The organism is Salinimicrobium terrae DSM 17865, from assembly GCF_000424665.1.
Taxonomy (GTDB): Bacteria; Bacteroidota; Bacteroidia; order Flavobacteriales; family Flavobacteriaceae; genus Salinimicrobium; species Salinimicrobium terrae.
Map to the genome: position 1 here is coordinate 71,376 of NZ_KE384223.1, position 22,046 is coordinate 93,421.

A 22,046-nucleotide genomic window follows, 5' to 3' on the forward strand; every position below is an offset into this window, starting at 1 on the left:
GGAACCGGTTGACGTGAGGATTTTTTCGAAGCTTTTCTCCTTACTCATGCTAAATCTAATTCAAAATTTAACTTCAAGATTGTCTTAAAATCGTAAGAACCTGAAACAAGTTCAGGTTGACGTGAGGATTTTTTTCAGAACTTTTTCCAGTTCGTCATGCTGAATTTATTTCAGCATCTACATCTTAGATTTACCAAATTTTCAAAACCGGAAATTCTCGAAGTATCGGGACCTATTAGAGTTCCATCCAAAAATTAAATACAGCACAAAAAAAGCCCCGGAATTACCCGGAGCTAAATGATAAAAACCACATCTTTACATTTAACTATGCCACCTGGGAAAGTGCTCCCGGAACGTGGTTATAATAATTTAGTGAACTCTGATAAAAATTAAGGCTTCTTTTATCCTTTTTGATGCAGGAAGAAAGAAAACGATTCAGGTCCTGGCATTCGAAGTTAACGGTAGTATATTCAAAATCAGACATAGGAATTTCTGCCTTGATAACATGGTTCTTGTAGTCGATCTCTACCCGACGGGCATTAAAATACATTTTGATGATCCCCTTGTGCAGGGAACTGAATTTATCTAAACCAGTTTCACTATCGGTGCAACTGATATGTATAAAATTTTTAAATTCTTCAATAATTTGAGAGGGTTGAAATGATGTCATGTGGCAATATTTTTTTGGTTAATTATATCTTCTTTTACGGGTCTAAAATAAGCTCTGATCTGTTAAAAATGTTCTAAGAAAATGTTGATTAATAAAGAATTAACAAGAAGGCTTTGTGGTAGAAGGAATATTGGGAGTAATTAAGAAATAGTAATTATAATCCCACAGGGAATCTTTAACACCTCTGCTTAAAGTTTTTTCAAAAAAAACATTTGCTGCCTGGAGGGAGGAATTATACTGTTAATAGTATTTACAGGAAAAATACTATCTTCAGCAAAAACACGGGATTTGAGTAAGAAAAAGAAAATCATCTGGATTTTATCGGGGGTGGCAGGAGTGATCCTTCTGTTGTTCCTGGCCAATCTTTATGTGAAGAACAGGATTCAGGAGCAACTTGATAAGCAGCTACAGGCTTCAGATTATAAAGATCTTTCTGTAAATATCTTACTCAATAAGTTCAGTGTGGAAGACGTGAAAGTGAATCAGGGAAGATTTGCCGGTAGCGTAGACGAGATAAAATTAAGTGGTTTGTCTTACTTTAAATACCTCTTCCAAAATGAGGTGGAAATAGACGAACTGGAATTAATTTCTCCCAATGTGAGGATCTTTCCTAAAGATACTTCAGCAGTAGATACTGCATCAAAAAATGGTTCATCTCAACAGAAGGTGCAGATAAACAACTTCCGGATAAAAAACGGGATTTTTAATAAAGAGAGTCAGGATACTACTGCTTCTGCCATGTATGCTCATGTACCAACTGCAGAGGTTAACAATTTGAGGAGCGGAATGGAAATTTCCGATCTTGAGTCTTACCGCCTCGAAATGGACACTGTTTACCTGAAGATGAATTCTGAACATTACATTGATGTGGGAAATTTTTCGGCTGAAGATGGTAAGGTGGATATTTCAGATTTTAAAATTCGGTCTTTTTATCCCAGAACAGATTTTGTTCAAAAGATCCCTTATGAAAAAGATCACATCACGCTCGATGTAAAAGAGATCACGTTAGACAGTCTGGATTTCAATATGCGTAAGGATTCTCTCTACCTCACAAATTCCGAACTGACAATTAGCGAAGCATATTTAAATATTTATCGCGATAAACAAGTGCCCGAATATCCCGGAGTAAAGCCTCTTTACAGTAAAATGTTACGGGAGGCGCCTATTTTTCTCAATTTTGAAAGAGTGCTGGTAGAGAACAGTGAGATCGTGTATGAAGAGAAGGTGAAGGCAGAAGACCGACCGTCCATAGTTCGTTTTGCCGCAGTGAATGGTGAGATTAATGATCTCCACAATGTGCGGGAGCTTTCCTCTCAGCCGAAAATTACTGCCAATGCCGATTTTATGCAAGGCACTCCGGTGAATATTGAGTGGACTTTTCCCGTTTTTGATCCGCAAGACAGCTTTGAAATTTCCGGTAGCTTCGGAAGGCTTGAAGGAGAAGCCCTTGATCCTTTTTTAATTCCTTCTCTAGATGCCCGTGCAAGGGGAACGGTGAATGACGTCTATTTTAATTTCTATGGAAATGATGATGTGCTGCAGGGGGATTTCAGGATGGAATATAATGAGTTCACCATTGAATTGTTAAACAAGGAAGATGAGGAAAAAGGCTTTTTAAGCGCTATAGCCAATCTTTTTGTTGATAACGAACAAGAACCCGATGAAGGCGGCGGACAGGATGTGCGGGTAGAACGAACAAAGAATCGATCCTTCTGGAACTACACCTGGAAAGGTCTCCGTGAAGGTCTCATTGATGCTGTGGGGCAGCTTTAAAAGATTTTAGATCGCTGCGCTTCTAGAACCAAGAAACAAGACCGCTGTGCTACAGGAGTCCAGGCAAATTCTCTAGCTATTGATCCATTTTAACAAAACAGATTATTACTTCGGAATAATTCCATGCATTAGGATAATTTCCTATTTTTGCTGAAAATCAGTAGTATGGATTATGAAAGGATAAAGGAGAAGCTGAGTATCTTAGCCGATGCCGCTAAATACGACGTTTCCTGTTCTTCCAGCGGAAGCAAACGCAAGAATACCACAAAGGGCCTCGGGGATTCCTCAGGCATGGGCATTTGCCATTCCTATACCGAAGATGGTCGTTGTGTTTCCCTGCTCAAGATTTTGCTCACCAACCACTGCATTTTCGACTGCGCCTATTGCGTTACCCGCAAAAGCAATGACATAAAACGTGCTGCTTTTAAAGTGCAGGAAGTGGTAGACCTAACTATTCATTTTTACCGGCGGAATTATATCGAAGGTCTTTTCCTGAGTTCAGGTATTTTTAAAGATGCCGATTATACTATGGAGCGCCTCATCCGGGTAGCGAAAAAACTGCGGCTGGAAGAGAATTTCAACGGTTATATTCACCTGAAATCTATTCCCGGGGCAAGTGACGAGCTCATGCGCGAAGCCGGACTATACGCCGACCGGCTGAGCGTCAATATCGAGATCCCCACCAAAAGCGGACTTAAGCTCCTTGCTCCCGATAAAAACCATGAGGATTTCATCAAACCCATGGAAAAGGTAAAAAACGAGATCATTCAGTACAAACAAGAAAGTCGGCTTATTAAAAGCACTCCCAAATATGCCCCGGCAGGGCAGAGCACACAGATGATCATTGGAGCCTCGGGCGAAAGTGATCGCGATATCATGTATTCAGCTAACTTTTTTTATAAGAAGTACAACATGAAACGGGTCTATTATTCGGGTTATGTTCCTGTGGCTGAGGATCCGAGGTTGCCGGCCTTGAACAGTCAGGTGCCGCTGTTGAGGGAGAACCGGCTGTACCAAACCGACTGGCTGCTGCGGTTCTACGGCTTTGACATCCGGGAGCTGCTGAATGAGCAGAATCTCAATCTGGACCTGGAAGTGGATCCGAAGCTAAGCTGGGCTTTGCGCAACCGACATCTTTTTCCGGTAAATATTAATAGGGTAGAGAAACAATTGCTGTTGCGGATTCCTGGAATTGGTTTGAAGTCGGTCAACAAGATCCTGCAGGCGAGGAAATTTCGGAAACTTAACTGGGAACACCTAAAAAACATCGGTATTGCTATGAACAGGGCGAAGCATTTCATCACCTGCGACTCCCAGGAGTTTGAAGTGAAGGAACCTTCCAGCGAGTATCTCAAAAATGTCATTTTAAAGACCTCTTCGAGTAAGTTCAGAAAAGAGATTGGAACCCAGTTAAGTCTTTTTTAGATGGAACAGCAGGCGGTACTTACTTATGACGGCACCCTGGAAGGTTTTCTCTGCTGTGTGTTCACAGCCTTTGAAGAGAAGCTGAAAGTCGTGAATATAAGTCCGCCGGGAGCGCAGGTCGGCCAACAATTATTCACAGTACCCCGCGAAGTGATCACAGAACCCCAAAAAGCCAAACGGGTATGGACTTCCCTGAAGAAGAAAGCCTTGCCCGCCGGACTGCGGGATCTAAAATGGGCTTTTTTAAGTGAAGTTTCGGGGATGGAGATGCATATGTTCAGTATGATCCGGTACATCCTTGCCGAAAATATGCCGGTAGACAGAGATTTTTCCCATCCTGCAGTGCTAAATGTGGCGCAAACAGCTAAGAAAGTCGGGCGGGAAAAACATCGCATGGAAGCTTTTGTGCGTTTCAGGCTTACAAAAGATGAGGTGTATTTTGCAGCCATCGAACCCGATTTTAATGTACTTCCGCTCATAAAAAGCCATTTTAAGAACCGCTATGCAGATCAAAAGTGGATCATCTATGATCTAAAACGGAATTTCGGGATCGCCTGGGATCTTTACGTCGTAAATTATATCACCCTGGATCTTGATCCCGCAATAGGTATTTCGGGCGCTCCCGAAGCTTATTTTCACTCTTCAGAAATAGCATTTCAGAAGTTATGGGATCAATATTTTACCAGTACCAACATCAAAAGCAGAGCAAATCAAAAACTGCACGTGCAACACCTTCCAAAGCGCTACTGGAAATACCTCACAGAAAAGAACTTTCAGAAATGACATTTTTAGGAGGTAAAGCAAACCAGCGTCATTCTGAATTTATTTCAGAATCTTTTGAAAATCAGCTCTTCGGAATAAACAGGAACCTGAAACTCCCGAAGCTTCGGGACAGGTTGACGGAATCAAAGAACCTTCAGAAATGCTATTTTTGGGAGGTAAGATTAGTTGTAAATTATTCTGTATTAAGGTGAACTTCCCCGGCCTATCGAAAATTGATCGTGAAATTTGAAGAGAGATGGCGTTAAAATTTTCTGCTGTTTGAGCGTCCTTTATTTTTCTTGCTCCAGTATTTCTCCCGCGAGTTCAGAAAATTTAGACATCGACCGAAAAATTTAGATCTATTTTTGTAAGCCTAGCGTTTTTTAGTTCTTTTTTGGGCAATGCAAAAAAGAACAGAACTATGTTTCAGGTGAAAAATCATCATTCTTTCTTTCAGAAAAAATTTCTTGGAAAGTCATTTTTAAGGTAGGACAAACCCACGTCATTTTGAATTCATTTCAGAATCCTTTTGATCGAATACAAATTAAACAGAACCTGAAACAAGTTCAGGTTGACGGAGTTTTTTAATTGGTCATTATGAATAGTCATGGAATTATGAATGATAAAGCGAATTCCCCGGCCTATCGAAAATTTTGCGTAAAAATTAAAATGAGCGAGCCGCAAAATTTTAGGCTGTCTGAGCCAAACGGATCATGAAACTTTGGAAAAGACTTGTGGCGAGTTCCTAAAATTTAGGCTCCGATTGGAAATTTTAGCAACATTTTCGTAAGCCTAGATTTTTTGGTTCTTTTTCATCAATGGAAAAAGAACAGATGAACTATTGTCATTCTGAATTCATTTCGGAATCCTTTTGATCAGATCCAAAACAAAAAGAACCTGAAACAAGTTCAGGTTGACGGGAATAAAGAACCTTCAAAAATGACATTTTAAAAAGGTAAATCTGTGACTGCGATAGCAGGTGCAGATTTGTATCGAGAACAAGGGCTGAGTGTCCTGCCTTCTTCTCGATACGATTTTCTTTCGCTTCCGCTCATAAAAAATCACTCGAACTGACGGCTATTTTAGAGCGATATGGAATTCGGATATCTTTGACCTGATTAAAATCATATTATAACCAACCTATGCCTCTTACTTTTGCATTCTAAATAAAGAGGTATGAGCACATCTTTGATTCAGAAATACAACGTTCCCGGCCCCAGGTATACCAGTTATCCCACCGTGCCGTACTGGAACGAAGCCGCATTTACGGTAGAAAAATATGAAGACACGCTAAAAAAGACATTTTTGGAGAGCAACAGCGAAGAGGGGATAAGTATTTATATCCACCTGCCTTTTTGCGAGAGCCTTTGTACTTTTTGCGGCTGTAACAAACGCATTACCAAACGCCATGAAGTGGAGTCTCCTTATATCGCTGCGGTGCTCGAAGAGTGGGACATGTACGTGAACCTGCTGGAGGAAAAGCCGGTGATAAAAGAGATTCACCTGGGTGGAGGAACACCCACGTTCTTTTCTCCCGAAAACCTGAAGATCCTTCTCGACGGACTCTTCGAAAAAGCTGTGAGGGCAGAGGAAACCGATTTTAGCTTTGAAGGCCACCCCAACAACACCAAACAGGAACACCTGCAGTTACTTTATGACCTGGGCTTTAAGCGCGTGAGCTACGGGGTGCAGGATTATAATTTTGAGGTGCAACGGGCCATTCACAGGTTTCAGCCTTTTGTGAACGTGAAAAATGCTACAGAAGGTGCCCGCGAAATTGGCTACACTTCTGTGGGGCACGACCTTATTTTTGGTCTGCCGTTTCAGACAGTTGATCATATTCGGGAAACCATCGCAAAGACCAAAGAACTGATGCCAGACAGGATTGCGTTTTATAGCTACGCGCATGTGCCGTGGATAAAAGGTAACGGGCAGCGCGGCTTTAAGGAGGAAGATCTGCCATCGGCCAATGTGAAGCGCGAGATGTATGAAGTGGGCAAGCAACTGCTCGCCGAAGCCGGTTATGTGGAAGTGGGCATGGACCATTTTGCTTTAAAAACCGATTCGCTCTACAAAGCGATGGAAAACAACAAACTGCACCGCAACTTTATGGGTTACACTTCTTCAAAGACCAAAGTGATGATAGGTTTGGGAGTTTCGGCCATTAGTGACAGCTGGAGCGGTTTCGCTCAGAATGTCAAAACAATTGAAGAATATTACGAGATCCTGGAAAAAGGTGAACTACCTCTTTACCGCGGCCATATTCTTACTGCGGAAGATGAGAAACTCCGTCAGCATATTCTAAACCTTATGTGCAACCTGGAAACTTCCTGGAAAGAAGACGAAATGAAATTCCCCGAACTTCCTGAAGTACTCATAAGTTTAAAGGAAATGGAAGCCGACGGTCTCCTGGAATTCGGAGATGAAAAACTCATCGTCAAAGAATCGGGCAGACCTTTTGTGAGGAACATCTGCATGGCTTTTGACCTTTTACTTCAAAGAAGCAAACCTGAAACAAGGTTGTTTTCTATGACGGTTTAAATCTTTTCCGTCATTGCGAAGGAGCCGACAGGCGACTGAAGCAATCTCCTTCTTCATGAATTCTGCTCTTGGTTTTTAGTTTAAATGGTGAGACTGCTACTTTATTGGGAGATTGCTTCGCTCCACTGCGTTTCGCTCGCAATGACGGTTTAAATTTTTTTCGTCTTTGCGAAGGAGCCGACAGGCGACTGCGGCAATCTCCTTCTTTTGGAATCCTGTTCTTGCTTTTTAGTTTAAATGGTGAGTCTGCTACTTCATGAGGGGATTGCTTCGGTTGGGATCCTCCCTTCCTCGCAAAGACGGCTTGAAGAAGACTTAAACAACAAAAAGCCACCCATCGGAAAGATCTTTCCATTCCGGGTTTTGTTCCGAAATTAATTTCTCTTTTTTTGCACGGTTGCCTGCTTTGATTTTTTTCTCAAAATCAATGGCCTCTGAAACATTACTGAATTCCTGAAAAAATACAAGCTTTTGGCAGTTGTACTTTGATGTAAAACCCTTAAAAGCTTTTGTCTTGTGCTGATATACCCTTTTGACCAGATTTGAAGTTACTCCGGTGTAAATCACAGTGTGGTGAACGTTAGTCATCATATATGTGTAGGAGAAAAACATATACTAAATTAAGTAAATTTTATTCTTTCCGTCATTGCGAATGAGCCGGTAGGGCGACTGCGGCAATCTCCTTCTTCATGAATTCTGCTCTTGCTTTTTAGTTTTGATGTGGAGTCTGCTACTTCATCGGGGGATTGCTTCAGTCGGGATGCTCCCTTCCTCGCAAAGACGGTTTAAATTTTTCCGTCATTGCGAAGGAGCCGACAGGCGACTGAAGCAATCTCCTTCTTCAGGAATCCTGCTCTTGCTTTTTAGTTTGGATGAGGAGTCTGCTACTTCATGAGGGGATTGCTTCGGTCGGGATGCTCCCTTCCTTGCAAACACGGTTCAAAGTTTTTTCATCTTTGCGAAGGAGCCCGAAGGCGACTGCGGCAATCTCCTTCTTCAGAAAATCCTGCTCTTGCTTTTTAGTTTGGATGAGGAGTCTGCTACTTCATGAGGGGATTGCTTCGGTCGGGATGCTCCCTTCCTCGCAAAGACGGTTTAAATTTTTCCGTCTTTGCGAAGGAGCCGACAGGCGACTGAAGCAATCTCCTTCTTCAGGAATCCTGCTCTAGCTTTTTAGTTCAAATTAAGAGTCTGCTACTTCATGAGGGGATTGCTTCGGTCGGGATGCTCCCTTCCTCGCAATGACGGATCAAAGTTTTTTTCGTCTTTGCGAAGGAGCCGATAGGCGACTGAAGCAATCTCCTTCTTCAGGAATCCTGCTCTTGCTTTCTAGTTTAGATGTGGAGTCTGCTACTTCATGAGGGGATTGCTTCGGTCGGGATGCTCCCTTCCTCGCAAAGACGGTTTAAGGTTACTTCCCGCTTAACTCCGGTTGATAGATCCAGATTTCCGATTCTTCTCCCTGTTTCACCTCCTTCCAGCTGGTAAGGAATTGCTCCCATCCAATGCTGCCGTGGATATCTGTATAAGCGTCTTTAAAATTTTCATCCCGGCCCAACCAGGAATAGTCGTCAAAAAAGAAAACCAGTGCCAGGTCCTTTCCTTCTTTATCTGAAGGAAAAATATTGGTATAGGTGGTATAGTTGACTTCAGGATATTTTTCCTTCATGACCATGCCTGTCATGTCGAGAAGTTTGATCATGCGCTCTTCTTCAAAAGGTCTTACATCATAGTAGTGCACTAACAGTTTATCGGGTTCGATATCTTCAGAAAAAGTAGACATTCCAGGATGAAAGCGCCAGTAGGAAGTGTGGGCTTGGGGTAGGAGGTAAGGCTGCACATTCTCCTCCCAGTCTTCATTATGTTCTTTACTATCATCCTGCAATTCATCAAGTGCGCTCCAGGGAAAAGGCCCCATGGCCGACATATATTTACCCGAATTGGCTCCGCTGGAGATGTAATATACTCTCGCCCCGTAAGGATCTTCGGAATGGAATTCTTCATTGTGTTCTTTTAATCCTTCCCTAAACTCATCCATTTTTGTAGGGATGGGATTAAGGAGTTCGTTCTCGTAGAGGAGGTAAGAGCTTTCGGGGGCTTGATCATCGACTTGTGAAATTGCCAGGAATGGAACCAGCAAGATCAATAAAAACAGCATTTTCATATTACATAGGGGTTTAATTTTTGACTCCCCGGCAGTGGTGAGTTTCAACTATAATGTACTGAAAATAAGCACTTAACATGTTGTAGGAAAAGCGAAATATGAGTTAAAAGTAATTTTCAGATTTGCGGATTTTGAAATTTGAAGATGAGATGAAAAAAATTCCAGGCACCAAATTCGAATAGAAGTTCGAAATACAAAAATCTTAAATTTTGAACCCTGAATCTTGAATTTTTACCCGCAACCCGCAACAAATTTAACCAATTAACGAATTCACCAATCCCCAATTCCCCCATTCCCCAATTAACCAATCACTAATAACAAATAACTATCTTAGTCCCTTCACCAAAAATTTCAGGAATGATTAAAAAATTTATTGCTCCGGTACTGCTGAGCCTTGTGCTCGCTTCTTGTCAGGATAAAGAGACGAATCAGCAGGAGGATCTGGCACTGGCTGCCAGCGCGAAACTTGATACTGTTTTGCATAATTATTATGAAGACGGGCTACGGCTGAATCCAATTTCAGCTACGACTTCAGGCGATATGCGCTACAATGACCGTTTTCCGAACTTTCTTTCAGATGAATATGAAGACAGTCTGCGTACCTACTACACCACTTACAGGGAGCAGGTGCAGGCAATAGATGACGCCAATCTTTCAGAAACTGAACGCCTCAGCAAGGAAATCCTGCTTTGGGAGACGGGGATCAATCTTGAAGGCCTGGAGTTTGAAAAGAATAAATATATGCCCATCGACCAAATGTGGTCTGTGAACCTCTTTATGGGGCAGCTCGCCAGCGGCATGAGTGCGCAGCCTTTCACGACTGTGGAAGATTACAGGACCTGGCTTGATCGCGTTGATGGTTATCTTACCTGGATGACTTCTGCGGAAGACAGGATGCGCGAAGGAATGGGGCAGGGTTATGTACTTCCGGCTTCGTTGATCACCAAAGTGATTCCGCAGTTCGCTTCTATGGCTGAAGGTAATGCTGAAGATCATCTTTTTTTCGGCCCGGTCAACAACTTCCCGGATAGTTTTTCTGAAGAAGAGAAAGAACAGCTAACGCAGGAATACCAAAAAATGATTGAGGAGAAAGTGATTCCGGCTTATAAAAAGATGCACGACTTTATGGTGGAAGATTACCTGCCACAAGGACGCGAGAGCAGCGGAATTGCAGATATTCCCGGCGGAGAGGATTTTTATAGGCACCAGATCAAACTCTACACGACTACAGATATGACTGCGGAAGAGATCCATCAACTGGGATTGAATGAGGTGGAGCGCATTTCACAGGAAATGATGGCAGTGAAGGAGCAGGTGGGCTTTGAAGGTAGCCTGAAAGAATTTTTTAATCATGTGCGCGAGAGTGAGGATCTAACGCCATATGAGTCGGCTGAAGAGGTTATTCAGGGTTTTGAGGATATCCATCAGCGTATGAAACCGCACATCAGTAAACTGTTTAATGTGACGCCAAAAACGGCTTTTGAAGTGCGAAGAACAGAGGAGTTCCGCGAGAAATCGGCTAGTGCCCAATATAATCCGGGTTCGCTGGACGGCACCCGCCCCGGGATTTTTTACGTTCCTGTGCCCGATGCTTCTGCATATAATGTGTACAGTGATGAATCCCTGTTCCTGCATGAAGCTATTCCGGGACATCATTACCAGATCTCACTGACGCAGGAAAATGAAGACCTGCCCGATTTTAGAAAGACACTTTGGTACAGCGGCTACGGCGAAGGCTGGGCGCTTTATTCTGAATCTCTCGGAAAAGAACTTGGACTGTATACAGATCCTTACCAGTATTTCGGAACTCTTGGCGCAGAGATGCACCGTGCGATTCGTTTGGTGGTGGACACAGGATTACACAGCAAAGGCTGGACCAGGGAAGAGGCAATTCAATATTCGCTGGACAACGAAGCAGAGCCGGAAGCCAGTATTATTTCTGAAATTGAACGCTATATGGCCAACCCGGGGCAGGCATTATCTTATAAGATAGGCCAGCTTAAAATAAGGGAGCTGCGGGAAAAAGCAGAAGCCGAACTGGGAGATAAATTCGATATACGTCAATACCACAACCAGGTACTGGAAACCGGTGCTGTACCATTGCAGTTGTTGGAGGAGAAGATCGACAGGTGGATCGGTGAAGTAAAGAACAGCGAGAGTTAGACAAAAATAAAAGTATTTAAAAAAGCCCTTTTTGAATGGTAATTCAGGAAGGGCTTTTTCAATTAACAATTAACAATGATCAAAAGAAGATTCTATAGAAAATTTATTCTTTAAACTGACTTAAAAAGATTTTTAAATCTCTTGAGTCTGTTGGTTCTGCTGTAGTTTTAGAAAATTCTTGAAATTCGTACCAATCTGCAAAGTACAGGGAATTCTTATGTTCTTGAAAAAACGGGATTCCATTGTTAGAAGGATAGAAAAATTCAGAATCTATCAGCTTTTTCCGTAGATTTTTCTCTGCTTCCTCTAAAGAAAGACCTTCTCTATTTGCAAAAATGATCTCTCCGTAAGTCTTGTAATTACCATCATCGCGATGTAGATACTGAAATGAAATATTAGTCTTTTGCATTACCTTTTTAATTAAAGGTACCAGGAAAATATTAAAGTAAGCTGACTTTCCTAAAGAAGAAAGACTTCTTTATTATGCCATTGCAGTGACTCTTGAGAAGGAAAATAATTTTCCTTCTTGGGGAGAATAATTTGTTTTCCTTCAAATTGAGAAAGGGTGAATTTTGAATCATCTTCTTAGAAGGCGATATTCTAACTAGAAAACTCGAGTTGATCGTTATTAAACCTCGATCGAAAGCCCTATGCATGGTAGGTGATAGAGCAATGCCATTCGTTACCGTATCGTCTCCCGAGAGACTAAAGGGGTAAATGTGACAGGCATCTATCATTTGTAGACTATGAGAAGATTGGATTTTCATTCCGGTAATACAACAGGTGTGATCGTATAATCTTGGAATTGTTTTCTTGAATAATCCTCCTCGCACAAATAACTCTTCTTCATATTCATCTTCTTCTAAAGTTTCTTTAAGCCTTCGTATATGGCTTTGATAAACCTCTTTAGGTTCATTCAAAATTTCATTTTCGATACTTTCTTCTTCGTAATTCCTTTCAGGCCTTAAATAAGCAGATTTCCAATTGGGGAAATAGTTTTCCAAGATCAGTTGTTCAAACCATAACTGGTTTGGAACCTCCTGAAGAAGCAGAAATAGTTCCCTGTCAATTTCAGCAAATGCAATAGTTTCTTTGAGATTTTTAAAGCTTTTAATGCTTTTCGAACTTGTAGTTATGATTCCTTTTCCTGGTTTAGCTACTAGATACCAGAAAGGTTCAGATCTTAAATGGAAAAATGGAAGAGAAAAATTTCGCTTATGATCAGTTTCCACTAGCTGATTCCAATTTTGCTTAAAAGCAAGCATCAGTTCAGCAGTTATAAAGATTCGATTAGTAGTAATAATGCCTTTTGCAACAAGCTGAATGATTGTAAGAAGTAAAATTGGTTTGTGAGGAGCCTTGCCCATTCCTTTGACATAAGCGCACCTCAATTTTTTAAACCGGGTCGAATACTTTATGATCACTTCTTCAGACATGGATTTAGCTTCGCTTACTATATTTCTGATAAACCAATTGACTTTAAATAATTGTAAGTAGAATCATAAAATTCGGACCTTCTTGTATGATCTTCATTACTTCCTTCCGGTACTACTATAACCATTCCTTGTCGAGCTCTGGTAAGCAAAACCCGATAAGCGTTAAGTAAATATTTTTTCCGCTCTTCTTTATGAATATGTTGCCATTTCTTCCCTACAAATGAATAGCTCTGCCATCCCTCATTAGAATATCTTAAATCTCCATCCCAAGTAATACAAGCCCAATCGAGTTCTAAACCTTGAACATGGAATTCTGTAGCAACATCTTCTAAGAAATATGATGAACGTACATCGTCTTTTTCATTCAGAAACCAGTGTACTGGATTCATCGGAGATTTTACATCTATGGCAAAGGGTTTTAGCCTTTGTGCCTGAGAGGAAACTACTATTCCATATCTTTCGCTTCCCCGAGCTTTTTCTTTAAGCCATTCTTTCGCTTTATGCACTTCCCTTGTTAAGACTATTGGATAATTTTTGGATAGATTGGAGTATGTTTGTATAGCAGATGGAAGGTCAAGATCAAGAATATTTTTTACCAGAAGGGATAAATTTTCAGCCCTAAACGAACGCATTGAAACTTTTAGATGTAAAGAGGAATCCAACTTTACTGTAGTTTTCTTTTGTAAATCGGTGATTGCTTCTTCTGCTTGATATTCAGAATCGGTTAGATTGGGAGAAATATAAACTTCCCAAGAGTGAAATTTTTCTTTAATTGCGTTTAGCCATTCTGAAATTCCTGCTTCCCCCGTGTTTATTTCTTGACCTCCACCAACTAAACAAACAATAACAGACCAGTCTTCATGACGGTCCAGACATGAAATTAAAAATTCAGGTTCTGAATAATCGAAATCATGTTGGCCTTTTTTTTGCTTCATAAATTTTACCGTCTGCTCTTTATTTCAAGCTCGTTGTGCTTCATCAAAGATGGCAACGTGATCATAAGGAGGTTTGGGATCAACCAAATAGGCGTCTCTGTAATGATGTATATTCTGAATAAATGTTTTTACGCTGGCTCTGGCTTTTCCTTTAGTTAGCTTACTTCCTTTCTCCTTTTCATTTTTGATTTTATCTCTTGCTAGAGCTTCTTGAAGAATAGCAACTAAAGGACCGTTTCCTGAGAGATATACACTGGTATTTCCGTTTTCTTCATCAAGGTGAGAAGTTGCAACTTTCAAACCAACTAAAGTTTTTCCTGCGCCAGGAACACCAGTGACAAAACATATAATTTTTCTCTTTTCTATTTGCGCTTTTCTAATGACTTCTGAAATTAGAGAAGTAGTTTCAGTAAGATTTTTAGCCTCCGCATCGCTACGTGTAATTTCGTCAACAGTATGGGTTCGGTAAAGGTTCAAAGCAGCCTCAACAATGGTAGGAGTAGGGGAATAACTACCAGCAGCATATTCTTTAGATAATATCTGCTCATCTCCATGAAAAAAAACAAGTGTACTTTCTATAGCTTCTTGAAGATCATGTTGATTTACTTTAATAGGTAAAAGTAAATTGTCATTGTGAGAGGTGGTGGAAATTTCAATAAAGGAATGATCCGCTTCGGTTGCCACTAAAATTGGGACTAGCAGAGCATTGTGACTTGGTTTGTGAAAATTTTTCAAGTCTAAAGCATAATCCCAAACTTGTTCAAGATTTATATTGTGATACTTCTTTTCTCCTACTTTAAATTCAATAACAAAAACTGCATTTTCTATAATTACTAATGCATCTACTCTTTTCCCCATTCTCGGGATAGAAAACTCAAAGAATATGGTGCCGGTATAAGATTTTAAAGCTTCTTGAAGAATATAAATCTGCAGTTCCCAAGACTTATTTTGGTTACGGTTAGAATCAAATTGGTTAGAAAGTGTTATTTCGCCAATTATTTCCTCTCTGCTTTTTTTGATAAAAGATTGAATATCGTCCTTGAAGTAGGAGTTTAGCATATCATTGATATCTTGTAGATAATTTGAATATTATTATACTTTAGGAGATTCTTTAGCATCAGCTTCGAATTTTAAATGTAGGAAAATAAACTTATTCCCCTCTCAAAAAGGCCATTTTCAACATTCTTTTTCTGCAGTAGAAAACCCAAATAAAAATCATCTCATAACTTCCCCATTAATTTTAACGCTCTTCAAACTCTACTTCATCCAATAATTTTATAATTTTGGAAATATTCCAATTAATAGGAAAATATCCAAATATGGAGAAGAATAAAGCTATTTTACACCTCGACCTGGATACTTTTTTTGTATCTGTAGAGCGCAAAATATATCCTGAGCTCAACAACCGTCCGGTGCTGGTGGGCGGGCTGGGAGATCGCGGAGTGGTGGCGGCATGTAGTTATGAAACGCGCCCCTATGGGGTGCACTCGGGCATGGCGATGAAGGTGGCCCGGCAGCTGTGTCCCGCCGCCACTATTATCAAGGGAGAAACCACTACCTACAGTAAATATTCCAATGATGTCACAGAGATCATACAGAATAAGGTACCCGCCTTTGAAAAGGCGAGTATCGACGAATTCTACGCCGACCTTACCGGAATGGACAAGTTCTTTGGCACCTACCGTTTTGCCAGTGAGCTGCGGCAGGAGATCATCCGCGAAAGCGGACTCCCCATTTCCTTCGGACTCTCCCGCAATAAGGTAGTGTCCAAGATCGCCACGGGCGAGGCAAAACCCAATAATCAGATCCTCATAGAAAGCGGCGGCGAAAGGTCATTTTTGGCACCCCTGTCTGTCCGGAAGATTCCCATGATAGGGGCAAAGACATTTCAGACGCTGCTGGGATTGGGCGTGCGGGAGATAAAGACGATTCAGGAGATGCCGGTGGAGATGATGGAGAGCGTGCTGGGCAAGAATGGGCGTACCATCTGGAAACGTGCGCATGGGATAGATGATGTTCCTATTATTCCGTTCCACGAGCGTAAATCCATCTCCGCCGAACGCACCTTTCACCGTGACACCATAGACATGGTCCAACTCAGCGCCACGCTTACAGCTATGACTGAGAGTCTGGCGTACCAGTTGCGGCGCGGAGACAAGCTTACTTCGAATATAAGTGTGAAGATCCGGTATTCAGATTTTAATACTTATACTAAACAGGCGACCATTCCCTACACCAGCGCCGATCATATTTTGATCCCGAAGATCGAGGAGCTTTTCAAGCAGCTGTATAACCGGAGGTTATTGATTCGGCTGGTGGGAGTGAAGTTCGGCGGACTCGTAGGCGGGCATTACCAGATCAATTTGTTTGATGACAGCGAGGAGATGCTGGACCTGTATAATTCCATTGACCGTATTCGCAACCGGTTTGGAGAGAATAGCGTAATGCGGGCATCGACCATTGGCGGCACCAGCATAGGTGGAAGACAAAACTCCTTCGACGGCGCCCCACCAATGTTGTATGCGCATAGGCAAAACTAACTTCGCCCTTTGGGCGGTTCAAGGTTTAAAATTCAAGGTTCAAAATTATTTGAGGATGTGGTGATTTGAGGATTTGAGGATGTCACACTGAGCCCCGAGGCGGCAGCCGAGGGAATAGTCGAAGTGCTCGAGAGTAGGTTGTCGGTTAATAAGGACTTCGACTAATCCTCCCTTTGGTCGGGCTCAGTCTGACAATAGGAGATGAATGTCACACTGAGCCCCGAGGTGGTAGCCGAGGGAATAGTCGAAGTGTTGTGAGTAGGTTATCGCTTAATAAGGACTTCGACTAATCCTCCCTTCGGTCGGGCTCAGTCTGACAATAGGAGATGAATGTCACACTGAGCCCCGAGGTGGTAGCCGAGGGAATAGTCGAAGTGCTGGTGATATTGAAATTTAATATTTAACACAATGAAACTCTACTACGTCTATATACTTGAGTGTGCGGACCGATCTTATTATACCGGATTCACCTCAAATCTGGAAAAAAGAATTCTTGACCACAACCGTGGTTATGATCAGGATGCCTATACGTATAAAAGACGACCTGTAGCTCTAAAATGGTTTGAACAATTTACAGATCCCAATCAGGCAATACGGGTTGAAAAACAGATCAAAGGTTGGAGCCGCCGAAAGAAAGAAGCTATTATTGAAGAAGACTGGGAAAAATTAATCGAATATTCAAGAAATAAGTATAAGAGGGAAAAAGGATGAACAAGAGTAGAATTAGTCTTTTGACACTTTTTTCTGCTTAATAAGACTTCGACTAATCCTCCCTTCGGTCGGGCTCAGTCTGACAACATGAGATCAATGTCGCAATGAGGAACTTTGTGGCCTTTGCGAGAAACGACATTATTATGAACAAACGCGGCTTCGACTATTCGGCTGGCGCCGGCTCAGCCTGACAAATAAAGTGTTCAGTGTTCAGTAGGCGGTATTCAGAAGTGGGCAGTGCACAGTGGTGAGTAGGCAGTTCTTTTTCAGCTCCCTTTAGGGTTGGGGTAAACTGAAAAAGAACATCCGTGCATCCGTGGCTTTAAAACAATGATCAATTAACACAAAAGTTCTCCGCGGGCTTCGTGCAACTTGACGGTCTTTGCGAGAAATTTATTCAATGAACAATAAACAATTATCAGAGCTAATAGCCAACAGCCAACAGCCAAAGCTTAACTCATAATTAAAAAAGTCCTGGTTCTTGATTCCAGAAGCGCAGCGGTCTTGCCTCTTTACCTCAAAATATGATAAGAAATGTATTTAAACAACCACACCTACTACTCTCTCCGCTACGGGACTTTTCCGGAGAAGGAACTGTGTGACCTGGCGGAAGGAAATGGAGCCACTGCTGTGGCGGTGACCGATATCAATAACACTTCGGCCTGCCTCAGTTTTTTGAAGACTGCTCAAAAATATGATTTTAAAGCTCTCATTGGGATCGACTTCCGGAATGGGATAGAGCAGCAGTATGTGGCTTTGGCGCGGAACAACAACGGTTTCAAAAATCTCAACGATCATCTTTCGGAACACCTGCATGTGGAGAAGGAGTTCGCTGCCGATGCTCCGCCGCTGGAGGACTGCTGGTTTATTTATCCGCTGGAGCAGGTGATGAGGTGCCAAAAATGGCATTTTAGAGAGGATGAGTTTATAGGAATTTCCGTGGAAAGCCTGCGCAAGCTGAAATTCTCAAAATACCTGAAACTGCGGGATAAATTAGTGCTGCTGCAAACAGTAACTTTCCGGAACAAGAGAGATTATAATGCACACCGGCTCTTGCGGGCAATAGATAAGAATATTTTACTGAGTCAGTTGCCCGAATCTGAGCAGGGTTCTCCCTCTCATAAAATGTTACCCGAAAATGCCATTTTTGAGACCTTTGCAGATTATCCTTTTATTCTTGAAAATACGCAGCGGCTTATCGACGGCTGCGAAGTCAACTTTGGCTTTGATAAAGATCGCCAAAACCGAAACCTGCAGATCTTTGGCAAAAACAAAGAGGAAGATGCTGAGGTATTAAAAACGCTTTGTTATAAAAATCTCCCGCGCCGCTATCCCAATGCCAATTCTGAAACTCTGGCGCGGGTAGAGAAGGAACTGGATGCGATCATTAGTCTGGGCTTTGTATCTTATTTTTTGATCAACCACGATATTGTGGAGTATGCGAAGTCGAAGAACTATCCCTTTATTGGTCGGGGGAGTGGAGCGAATTCGGTGGTTGCCTATATCATTGGCATCACCAATGTTGATCCCATTGAGCTGAACCTGTATTTTGAACGCTTTATCAATGCGAGCCGTCACTCGCCGCCCGATTTCGATATTGATTTTTCATGGAAAGACCGGCAGGATGTGACAGATTACATTTTCAGGAGATATGAGAACACAGCGCTGCTCGCCACCTATGTCACTTTTAAGCGGCGGGCCGTAATAAGAGAACTGGGGAAGGTGTTTGGACTTCCAAAAGTGGAAATTGATAAACTTTCCTCGGGATATTTTGATCCCAAAAGCCTGGATGAGATGGAGCGGCTGGTGTTTCGCTACAGCGGATTGATCGCCGGCTTTCCCAATTACCTGAGCGTACATTCCGGCGGAATTGCTATTTTACAGGAACCAATCCACCAATATGCTGCTACCTTTTTGCCGCCCAAGGGCTTTGCGACCATTCAGTTTGATATGAATATCGCCGAAGATGTAGGCATCTTCAAATTCGATATTCTCGCCCAGCGCGGTCTCTCCAAAATCACCGATGCTATTGAGATCGTCAAGGAGAATCAGCCCGATGCTGTGATCGAGGACATGGAGAATGTTTCTGTTTTTAAGAATGATCCTAACATCAATAATCTGCTGCGTACCGGCGATTGTATGGGCGTTTTCTATGTAGAATCGCCTGCCATGCGCGGACTGTTTCAGAAATTACAAACAGATGATTACCTGGGGCTGGTGGCGGCGAGTTCCATTATTCGGCCGGGAGTTTCCAATGGCGGCATGAAGGAGGAATACATCAAACGCCACCGTGATCCCAATCGGCGGAAACAGGCGCATCCCGTTTTAGCCGAAATTCTCAATGAAACCTATGGCGTGATGGTTTACCAGGAAGATGTGCTCAAGATTGCCCACTATTTCGCCGGACTCTCCCTCGAGGAAGCCGATATCCTGCGTCGTGGCATGAGCGGAAAGAAACGGAATGAGGTGGATTTTAGAAAGCTGGAGGATAAATTTCGGAATAACTGCCGGGATAAAGGATATTCCGAAGCATTGACCGAAGAGGTGTGGACCCAGATCCTGTCCTTTGCCGGGTACGCATTTCCGAAGGGACATTCGGCTTCTTATGCTGTGGAGAGCTATCAGAGTCTCTACCTGAAATATTATTTTCCATTGGAGTTCATGGTGGCCTGTCTAAACAACGGCGGTGGTTTTTATGATGTGGAAACTTATATTCAGGAGATAAGGAAGTGCGGGGGAAAGGTGCATCCGCCATGTATCAATAAGAGTGATCACCACACTGTAATTTACGGAGAGGATATTTACCTGGGGCTGGGATATATTAAGGAGCTGGAGATAAAAGTGGTGCAGCGAATTCTGGAGGATCGCAATTTCTTAGGAAGTTATAAATCTTTTGATGACTTTATCGACCGGGTGCCCATATCCATCGAACAGCTGAGTATCCTGCTGAAGATCGACGCCTTCAGGTTCACTAATGTGGATAAGCACCACCTGCTGTGGAAAGCGTATTTCAAGTTGAACCGCACCCGTACCCGCAGCGGACAAACCCTGTTATTTCGTCCGCCGCACCGCGATTTCGACCTGCCTGAATTATCCCACTCCCTGCTCATCGATGCCTATGACCAGATGGAGCTGCTCGGTTTCTCGCTGCACGATCACTTTAAACTCCTAAAACCCGAAAGCTACCGAAATCTGAAACGCCCCGGCGTGGTAATGGCCAAAGATTTAAAACAACACTTAGGAAAGACCGTTGAAATTTACGGACATCTCATCACCGCCAAGCGTACTCCCACCGTCAATCGGCAGTACATGTGCTTCGGAACCTTCTACGATCGTGCGGGAGACATTTTTGATGTTGTACAGTTTCCCCGGGCGGCAGAAAGATTTCCGCTGCACAGCAAAGGCATCTACTTATGTAAAGGCAGGGTATTGGAAGAGCTGGATTATATCTATATCACCATAGACTGGCTGGAGCGGCAGGAAACAGTGGGAGATCCAAGGTACGCGAGCAGCACGAGGATGAAGATCTCTTTTAAGGAGGATGGGAATGGGATGATAATTAAGTGAGCAGTATTCAGTGATCAGTGGGCAGGAAGTTAGAAGAAATACGAAGTTTTTTACAAGGATATTTGAAAATAATTTTTGACTGTAGTGTACCAATGTCACACTGAGCCCCGAGGTGGTAGCCGAGGGATTAGTCGAAGTGCTGGTGATATTGAAATTTAATATTTTAACAAAATGAAACTCTACTACGTCTATATACTTGAGTGTGCGGACCGATCTTATTATACCGGATTCACCTCAAATCTTGAAAAAAGAATTCTTGATCACAACCGTGGTTATGATCAGGATGCCTACACGTATAAAAGACGACCTGTAGTTCTAAAATGGTTTGAACAATTTACAGATCCCAATCAGGCAATACGGGTTGAAAAACAGATCAAAGGTTGGAGCCGCCGAAAGAAAGAAGCTATTATTGAAGAAGACTGGGAAAGATTAATCGAATATTCAAGAAATAAGTATAAGAGGGAAAAGGATGAACAAGAGTAGAATTAGTCTTTTGACACATTTTTCTCCTCAATAAGACTTCGACTAATCCTCCCTTTGGTCGGGCTCAGTCTGACAATATGAGATCAATGTCACATTGAGTCCCGAGGCGGCAGCCGAGGGAATAGTCGAAGTGCTGGAGAGTAGGTTCTCTGTTAATAAGGACTTCGACTAATCCTCCCTTCGGTCGGGCTCAGTCTGACAATATGAGATCAATGTCACACTGAGTCCCGAAGTGTAGCCGAGGGAATAGTCGAAGTGCTTGTGAGCAGGCTCACCTTTAACTAAAGATATCCATGCATTCGTGGCTTTAAACAATGATCAACTTTGCGGCCTTTGCGAAAAACGACATTGTTAGGAACAAACGTGGCTTCGACCTTTCGGCTGGCGCCGGTTCAGCCTGACATTTTTAATTTAACAGATTACTGAACACTATACTTTTCTGGGTCTTAAAGCAACTTTTATGGTCTTAGCGAGAAATGATTTGAGGAAATGATGATTTGCTATGAATGTGCAAAAAAAAGTTCCCTTCAGGGGATTTAGAAGTAAAAAAACTTGATAGCTTTTAAAAATGACTGCGCCCTGCCCACTAAAACGGTTTACTTAAACCTCCTCTTTCTCAATAGGATGATCTTCATACCAGTCGTCAAAGGTCTTATCTGTAGAATATTTGTCGGTGAGGACTTTGTATATGGTGAAGAGCCACCAAGCCTGTCCTGCTATTACAGTGTAGAAAACAATGTCATAAGGGGCATTGTAAAATACCATTACTGCGACAGCTACCAAAAGCAGTGTTGCAATGATTACATAAAAATGTGCTGATAACTTCATATCCTTAATGTAGTTAAGGATTGAAATACATTCAGTTAAGAGAGTACT

General features: G+C 42.3%; 15 protein-coding genes and 1 pseudogene. 9 read left to right on the forward strand and 7 right to left on the reverse strand.

The window, feature by feature from the left end; genetic code table 11:
• Positions 1–325 precede the first annotated feature (325 nt).
• Entirely contained in the window at positions 326–670 is a 345-nt protein-coding gene (locus H148_RS0116545; RefSeq protein WP_029035786.1) for a hypothetical protein, read from the reverse strand.
• Between the two features lie 288 nt (positions 671–958).
• On the opposite strand from H148_RS0116545, the gene H148_RS0116550 reads away from it, so the two are divergent.
• The 4 genes from H148_RS0116550 (at position 959) to hemN (ending at position 7,171) form a co-directional block, all read left to right on the forward strand.
• Positions 959–2,443, forward strand: coding sequence for an AsmA family protein (locus tag H148_RS0116550; protein ID WP_029035787.1), 1,485 nt, complete (start codon positions 959–961; stop codon positions 2,441–2,443).
• Positions 2,444–2,608: 165 nt separating this feature from the next.
• Positions 2,609–3,868, forward strand: a complete 1,260-nt coding sequence (locus H148_RS0116555; RefSeq protein ID WP_037325537.1) for a putative DNA modification/repair radical SAM protein — start codon at positions 2,609–2,611, stop codon at positions 3,866–3,868.
• Positions 3,869–4,651, forward strand: coding sequence for a TIGR03915 family putative DNA repair protein (locus H148_RS0116560; protein ID WP_029035789.1), 783 nt, complete (start codon positions 3,869–3,871; stop codon positions 4,649–4,651).
• A 1,155-nt stretch (positions 4,652–5,806) separates the two neighbouring features.
• Positions 5,807–7,171, forward strand: coding sequence for an oxygen-independent coproporphyrinogen III oxidase (hemN, locus tag H148_RS0116575; RefSeq protein ID WP_029035791.1), 1,365 nt, complete (start codon positions 5,807–5,809; stop codon positions 7,169–7,171).
• Positions 7,172–7,486: 315 nt separating this feature from the next.
• Here the strand turns inward: hemN and H148_RS0116580 are convergent, their stop codons facing one another.
• Together H148_RS0116580 and H148_RS0116585 are read right to left on the reverse strand one after the other, a co-directional pair.
• Complete coding sequence (locus H148_RS0116580; RefSeq protein WP_029035792.1) at positions 7,487–7,783, reverse strand: GIY-YIG nuclease family protein; 297 nt, start codon at positions 7,781–7,783, stop codon at positions 7,487–7,489.
• A gap of 799 nt (positions 7,784–8,582) precedes the next feature.
• Positions 8,583–9,335, reverse strand: coding sequence for a hypothetical protein (locus H148_RS0116585; protein ID WP_156877286.1), 753 nt, complete (start codon positions 9,333–9,335; stop codon positions 8,583–8,585).
• 357 nt (positions 9,336–9,692) lie between these two features.
• Between H148_RS0116585 and H148_RS0116595 the strand changes: the two genes are divergently transcribed.
• Positions 9,693–11,498: a DUF885 domain-containing protein gene (locus H148_RS0116595; protein ID WP_037325539.1), complete on the forward strand. Its 1,806-nt coding sequence runs from the start codon at positions 9,693–9,695 to the stop codon at positions 11,496–11,498.
• A 103-nt stretch (positions 11,499–11,601) separates the two neighbouring features.
• Here the strand turns inward: H148_RS0116595 and H148_RS0116600 are convergent, their stop codons facing one another.
• The 3 genes and pseudogenes from H148_RS0116600 to H148_RS18925 form a co-directional block, all read right to left on the reverse strand.
• On the reverse strand, positions 11,602–11,907 hold the full coding sequence (locus tag H148_RS0116600) for a hypothetical protein (RefSeq protein WP_029035795.1): 306 nt from the start codon (positions 11,905–11,907) through the stop codon (positions 11,602–11,604).
• A gap of 31 nt (positions 11,908–11,938) precedes the next feature.
• Positions 11,939–12,934, reverse strand: a complete 996-nt coding sequence (locus tag H148_RS18170; protein ID WP_051286575.1) for an HNH endonuclease — start codon at positions 12,932–12,934, stop codon at positions 11,939–11,941.
• Positions 12,935–12,951: 17 nt separating this feature from the next.
• Positions 12,952–14,928, reverse strand: a pseudogene (locus H148_RS18925) (DUF2075 domain-containing protein).
• Between the two features lie 260 nt (positions 14,929–15,188).
• Between H148_RS18925 and dinB the strand changes: the two are divergent.
• The 4 genes from dinB (at position 15,189) to H148_RS0116630 (ending at position 21,170) form a co-directional block, all read left to right on the forward strand.
• Positions 15,189–16,409, forward strand: coding sequence for a DNA polymerase IV (dinB, locus tag H148_RS0116615; RefSeq protein WP_029035796.1), 1,221 nt, complete (start codon positions 15,189–15,191; stop codon positions 16,407–16,409).
• Between the two features lie 408 nt (positions 16,410–16,817).
• Positions 16,818–17,120 (forward strand): GIY-YIG nuclease family protein, encoded by a 303-nt coding sequence (locus tag H148_RS0116620; protein ID WP_029035797.1) that lies wholly within the window; start codon positions 16,818–16,820, stop codon positions 17,118–17,120.
• A 534-nt stretch (positions 17,121–17,654) separates the two neighbouring features.
• Complete coding sequence (locus tag H148_RS18180; protein ID WP_051286577.1) at positions 17,655–20,687, forward strand: DNA polymerase III subunit alpha; 3,033 nt, start codon at positions 17,655–17,657, stop codon at positions 20,685–20,687.
• 171 nt (positions 20,688–20,858) lie between these two features.
• Positions 20,859–21,170 (forward strand): GIY-YIG nuclease family protein, encoded by a 312-nt coding sequence (locus tag H148_RS0116630; RefSeq protein ID WP_029035798.1) that lies wholly within the window; start codon positions 20,859–20,861, stop codon positions 21,168–21,170.
• Between the two features lie 600 nt (positions 21,171–21,770).
• Here the strand turns inward: H148_RS0116630 and H148_RS0116635 are convergent.
• Positions 21,771–21,998, reverse strand: coding sequence for a hypothetical protein (locus H148_RS0116635; RefSeq protein ID WP_029035799.1), 228 nt, complete (start codon positions 21,996–21,998; stop codon positions 21,771–21,773).
• Positions 21,999–22,046 lie beyond the last annotated feature (48 nt).

What these genes read in the sequence shown, in the direction of transcription:
- H148_RS0116545 (WP_029035786.1), bottom strand. Translation starts at nt 670, where the DNA reads ATGACATCATTTCAACCCTCTCAAATTATTGAAGAATTTAAAAATTTT.
- H148_RS0116555 (WP_037325537.1), top strand. Translation starts at nt 2,609, where the DNA reads ATGGATTATGAAAGGATAAAGGAGAAGCTGAGTATCTTAGCCGATGCC.
- H148_RS0116560 (WP_029035789.1), top strand. Translation starts at nt 3,869, where the DNA reads ATGGAACAGCAGGCGGTACTTACTTATGACGGCACCCTGGAAGGTTTT.
- hemN (WP_029035791.1), top strand. Translation starts at nt 5,807, where the DNA reads ATGAGCACATCTTTGATTCAGAAATACAACGTTCCCGGCCCCAGGTAT.
- H148_RS0116580 (WP_029035792.1), bottom strand. Translation starts at nt 7,783, where the DNA reads ATGTTTTTCTCCTACACATATATGATGACTAACGTTCACCACACTGTG.
- H148_RS0116585 (WP_156877286.1), bottom strand. Translation starts at nt 9,335, where the DNA reads ATGAAAATGCTGTTTTTATTGATCTTGCTGGTTCCATTCCTGGCAATT.
- H148_RS0116595 (WP_037325539.1), top strand. Translation starts at nt 9,693, where the DNA reads ATGATTAAAAAATTTATTGCTCCGGTACTGCTGAGCCTTGTGCTCGCT.
- H148_RS0116600 (WP_029035795.1), bottom strand. Translation starts at nt 11,907, where the DNA reads ATGCAAAAGACTAATATTTCATTTCAGTATCTACATCGCGATGATGGT.
- H148_RS18170 (WP_051286575.1), bottom strand. Translation starts at nt 12,934, where the DNA reads ATGTCTGAAGAAGTGATCATAAAGTATTCGACCCGGTTTAAAAAATTG.
- dinB (WP_029035796.1), top strand. Translation starts at nt 15,189, where the DNA reads ATGGAGAAGAATAAAGCTATTTTACACCTCGACCTGGATACTTTTTTT.
- H148_RS0116620 (WP_029035797.1), top strand. Translation starts at nt 16,818, where the DNA reads ATGAAACTCTACTACGTCTATATACTTGAGTGTGCGGACCGATCTTAT.
- H148_RS18180 (WP_051286577.1), top strand. Translation starts at nt 17,655, where the DNA reads ATGTATTTAAACAACCACACCTACTACTCTCTCCGCTACGGGACTTTT.
- H148_RS0116630 (WP_029035798.1), top strand. Translation starts at nt 20,859, where the DNA reads ATGAAACTCTACTACGTCTATATACTTGAGTGTGCGGACCGATCTTAT.
- H148_RS0116635 (WP_029035799.1), bottom strand. Translation starts at nt 21,998, where the DNA reads ATGAAGTTATCAGCACATTTTTATGTAATCATTGCAACACTGCTTTTG.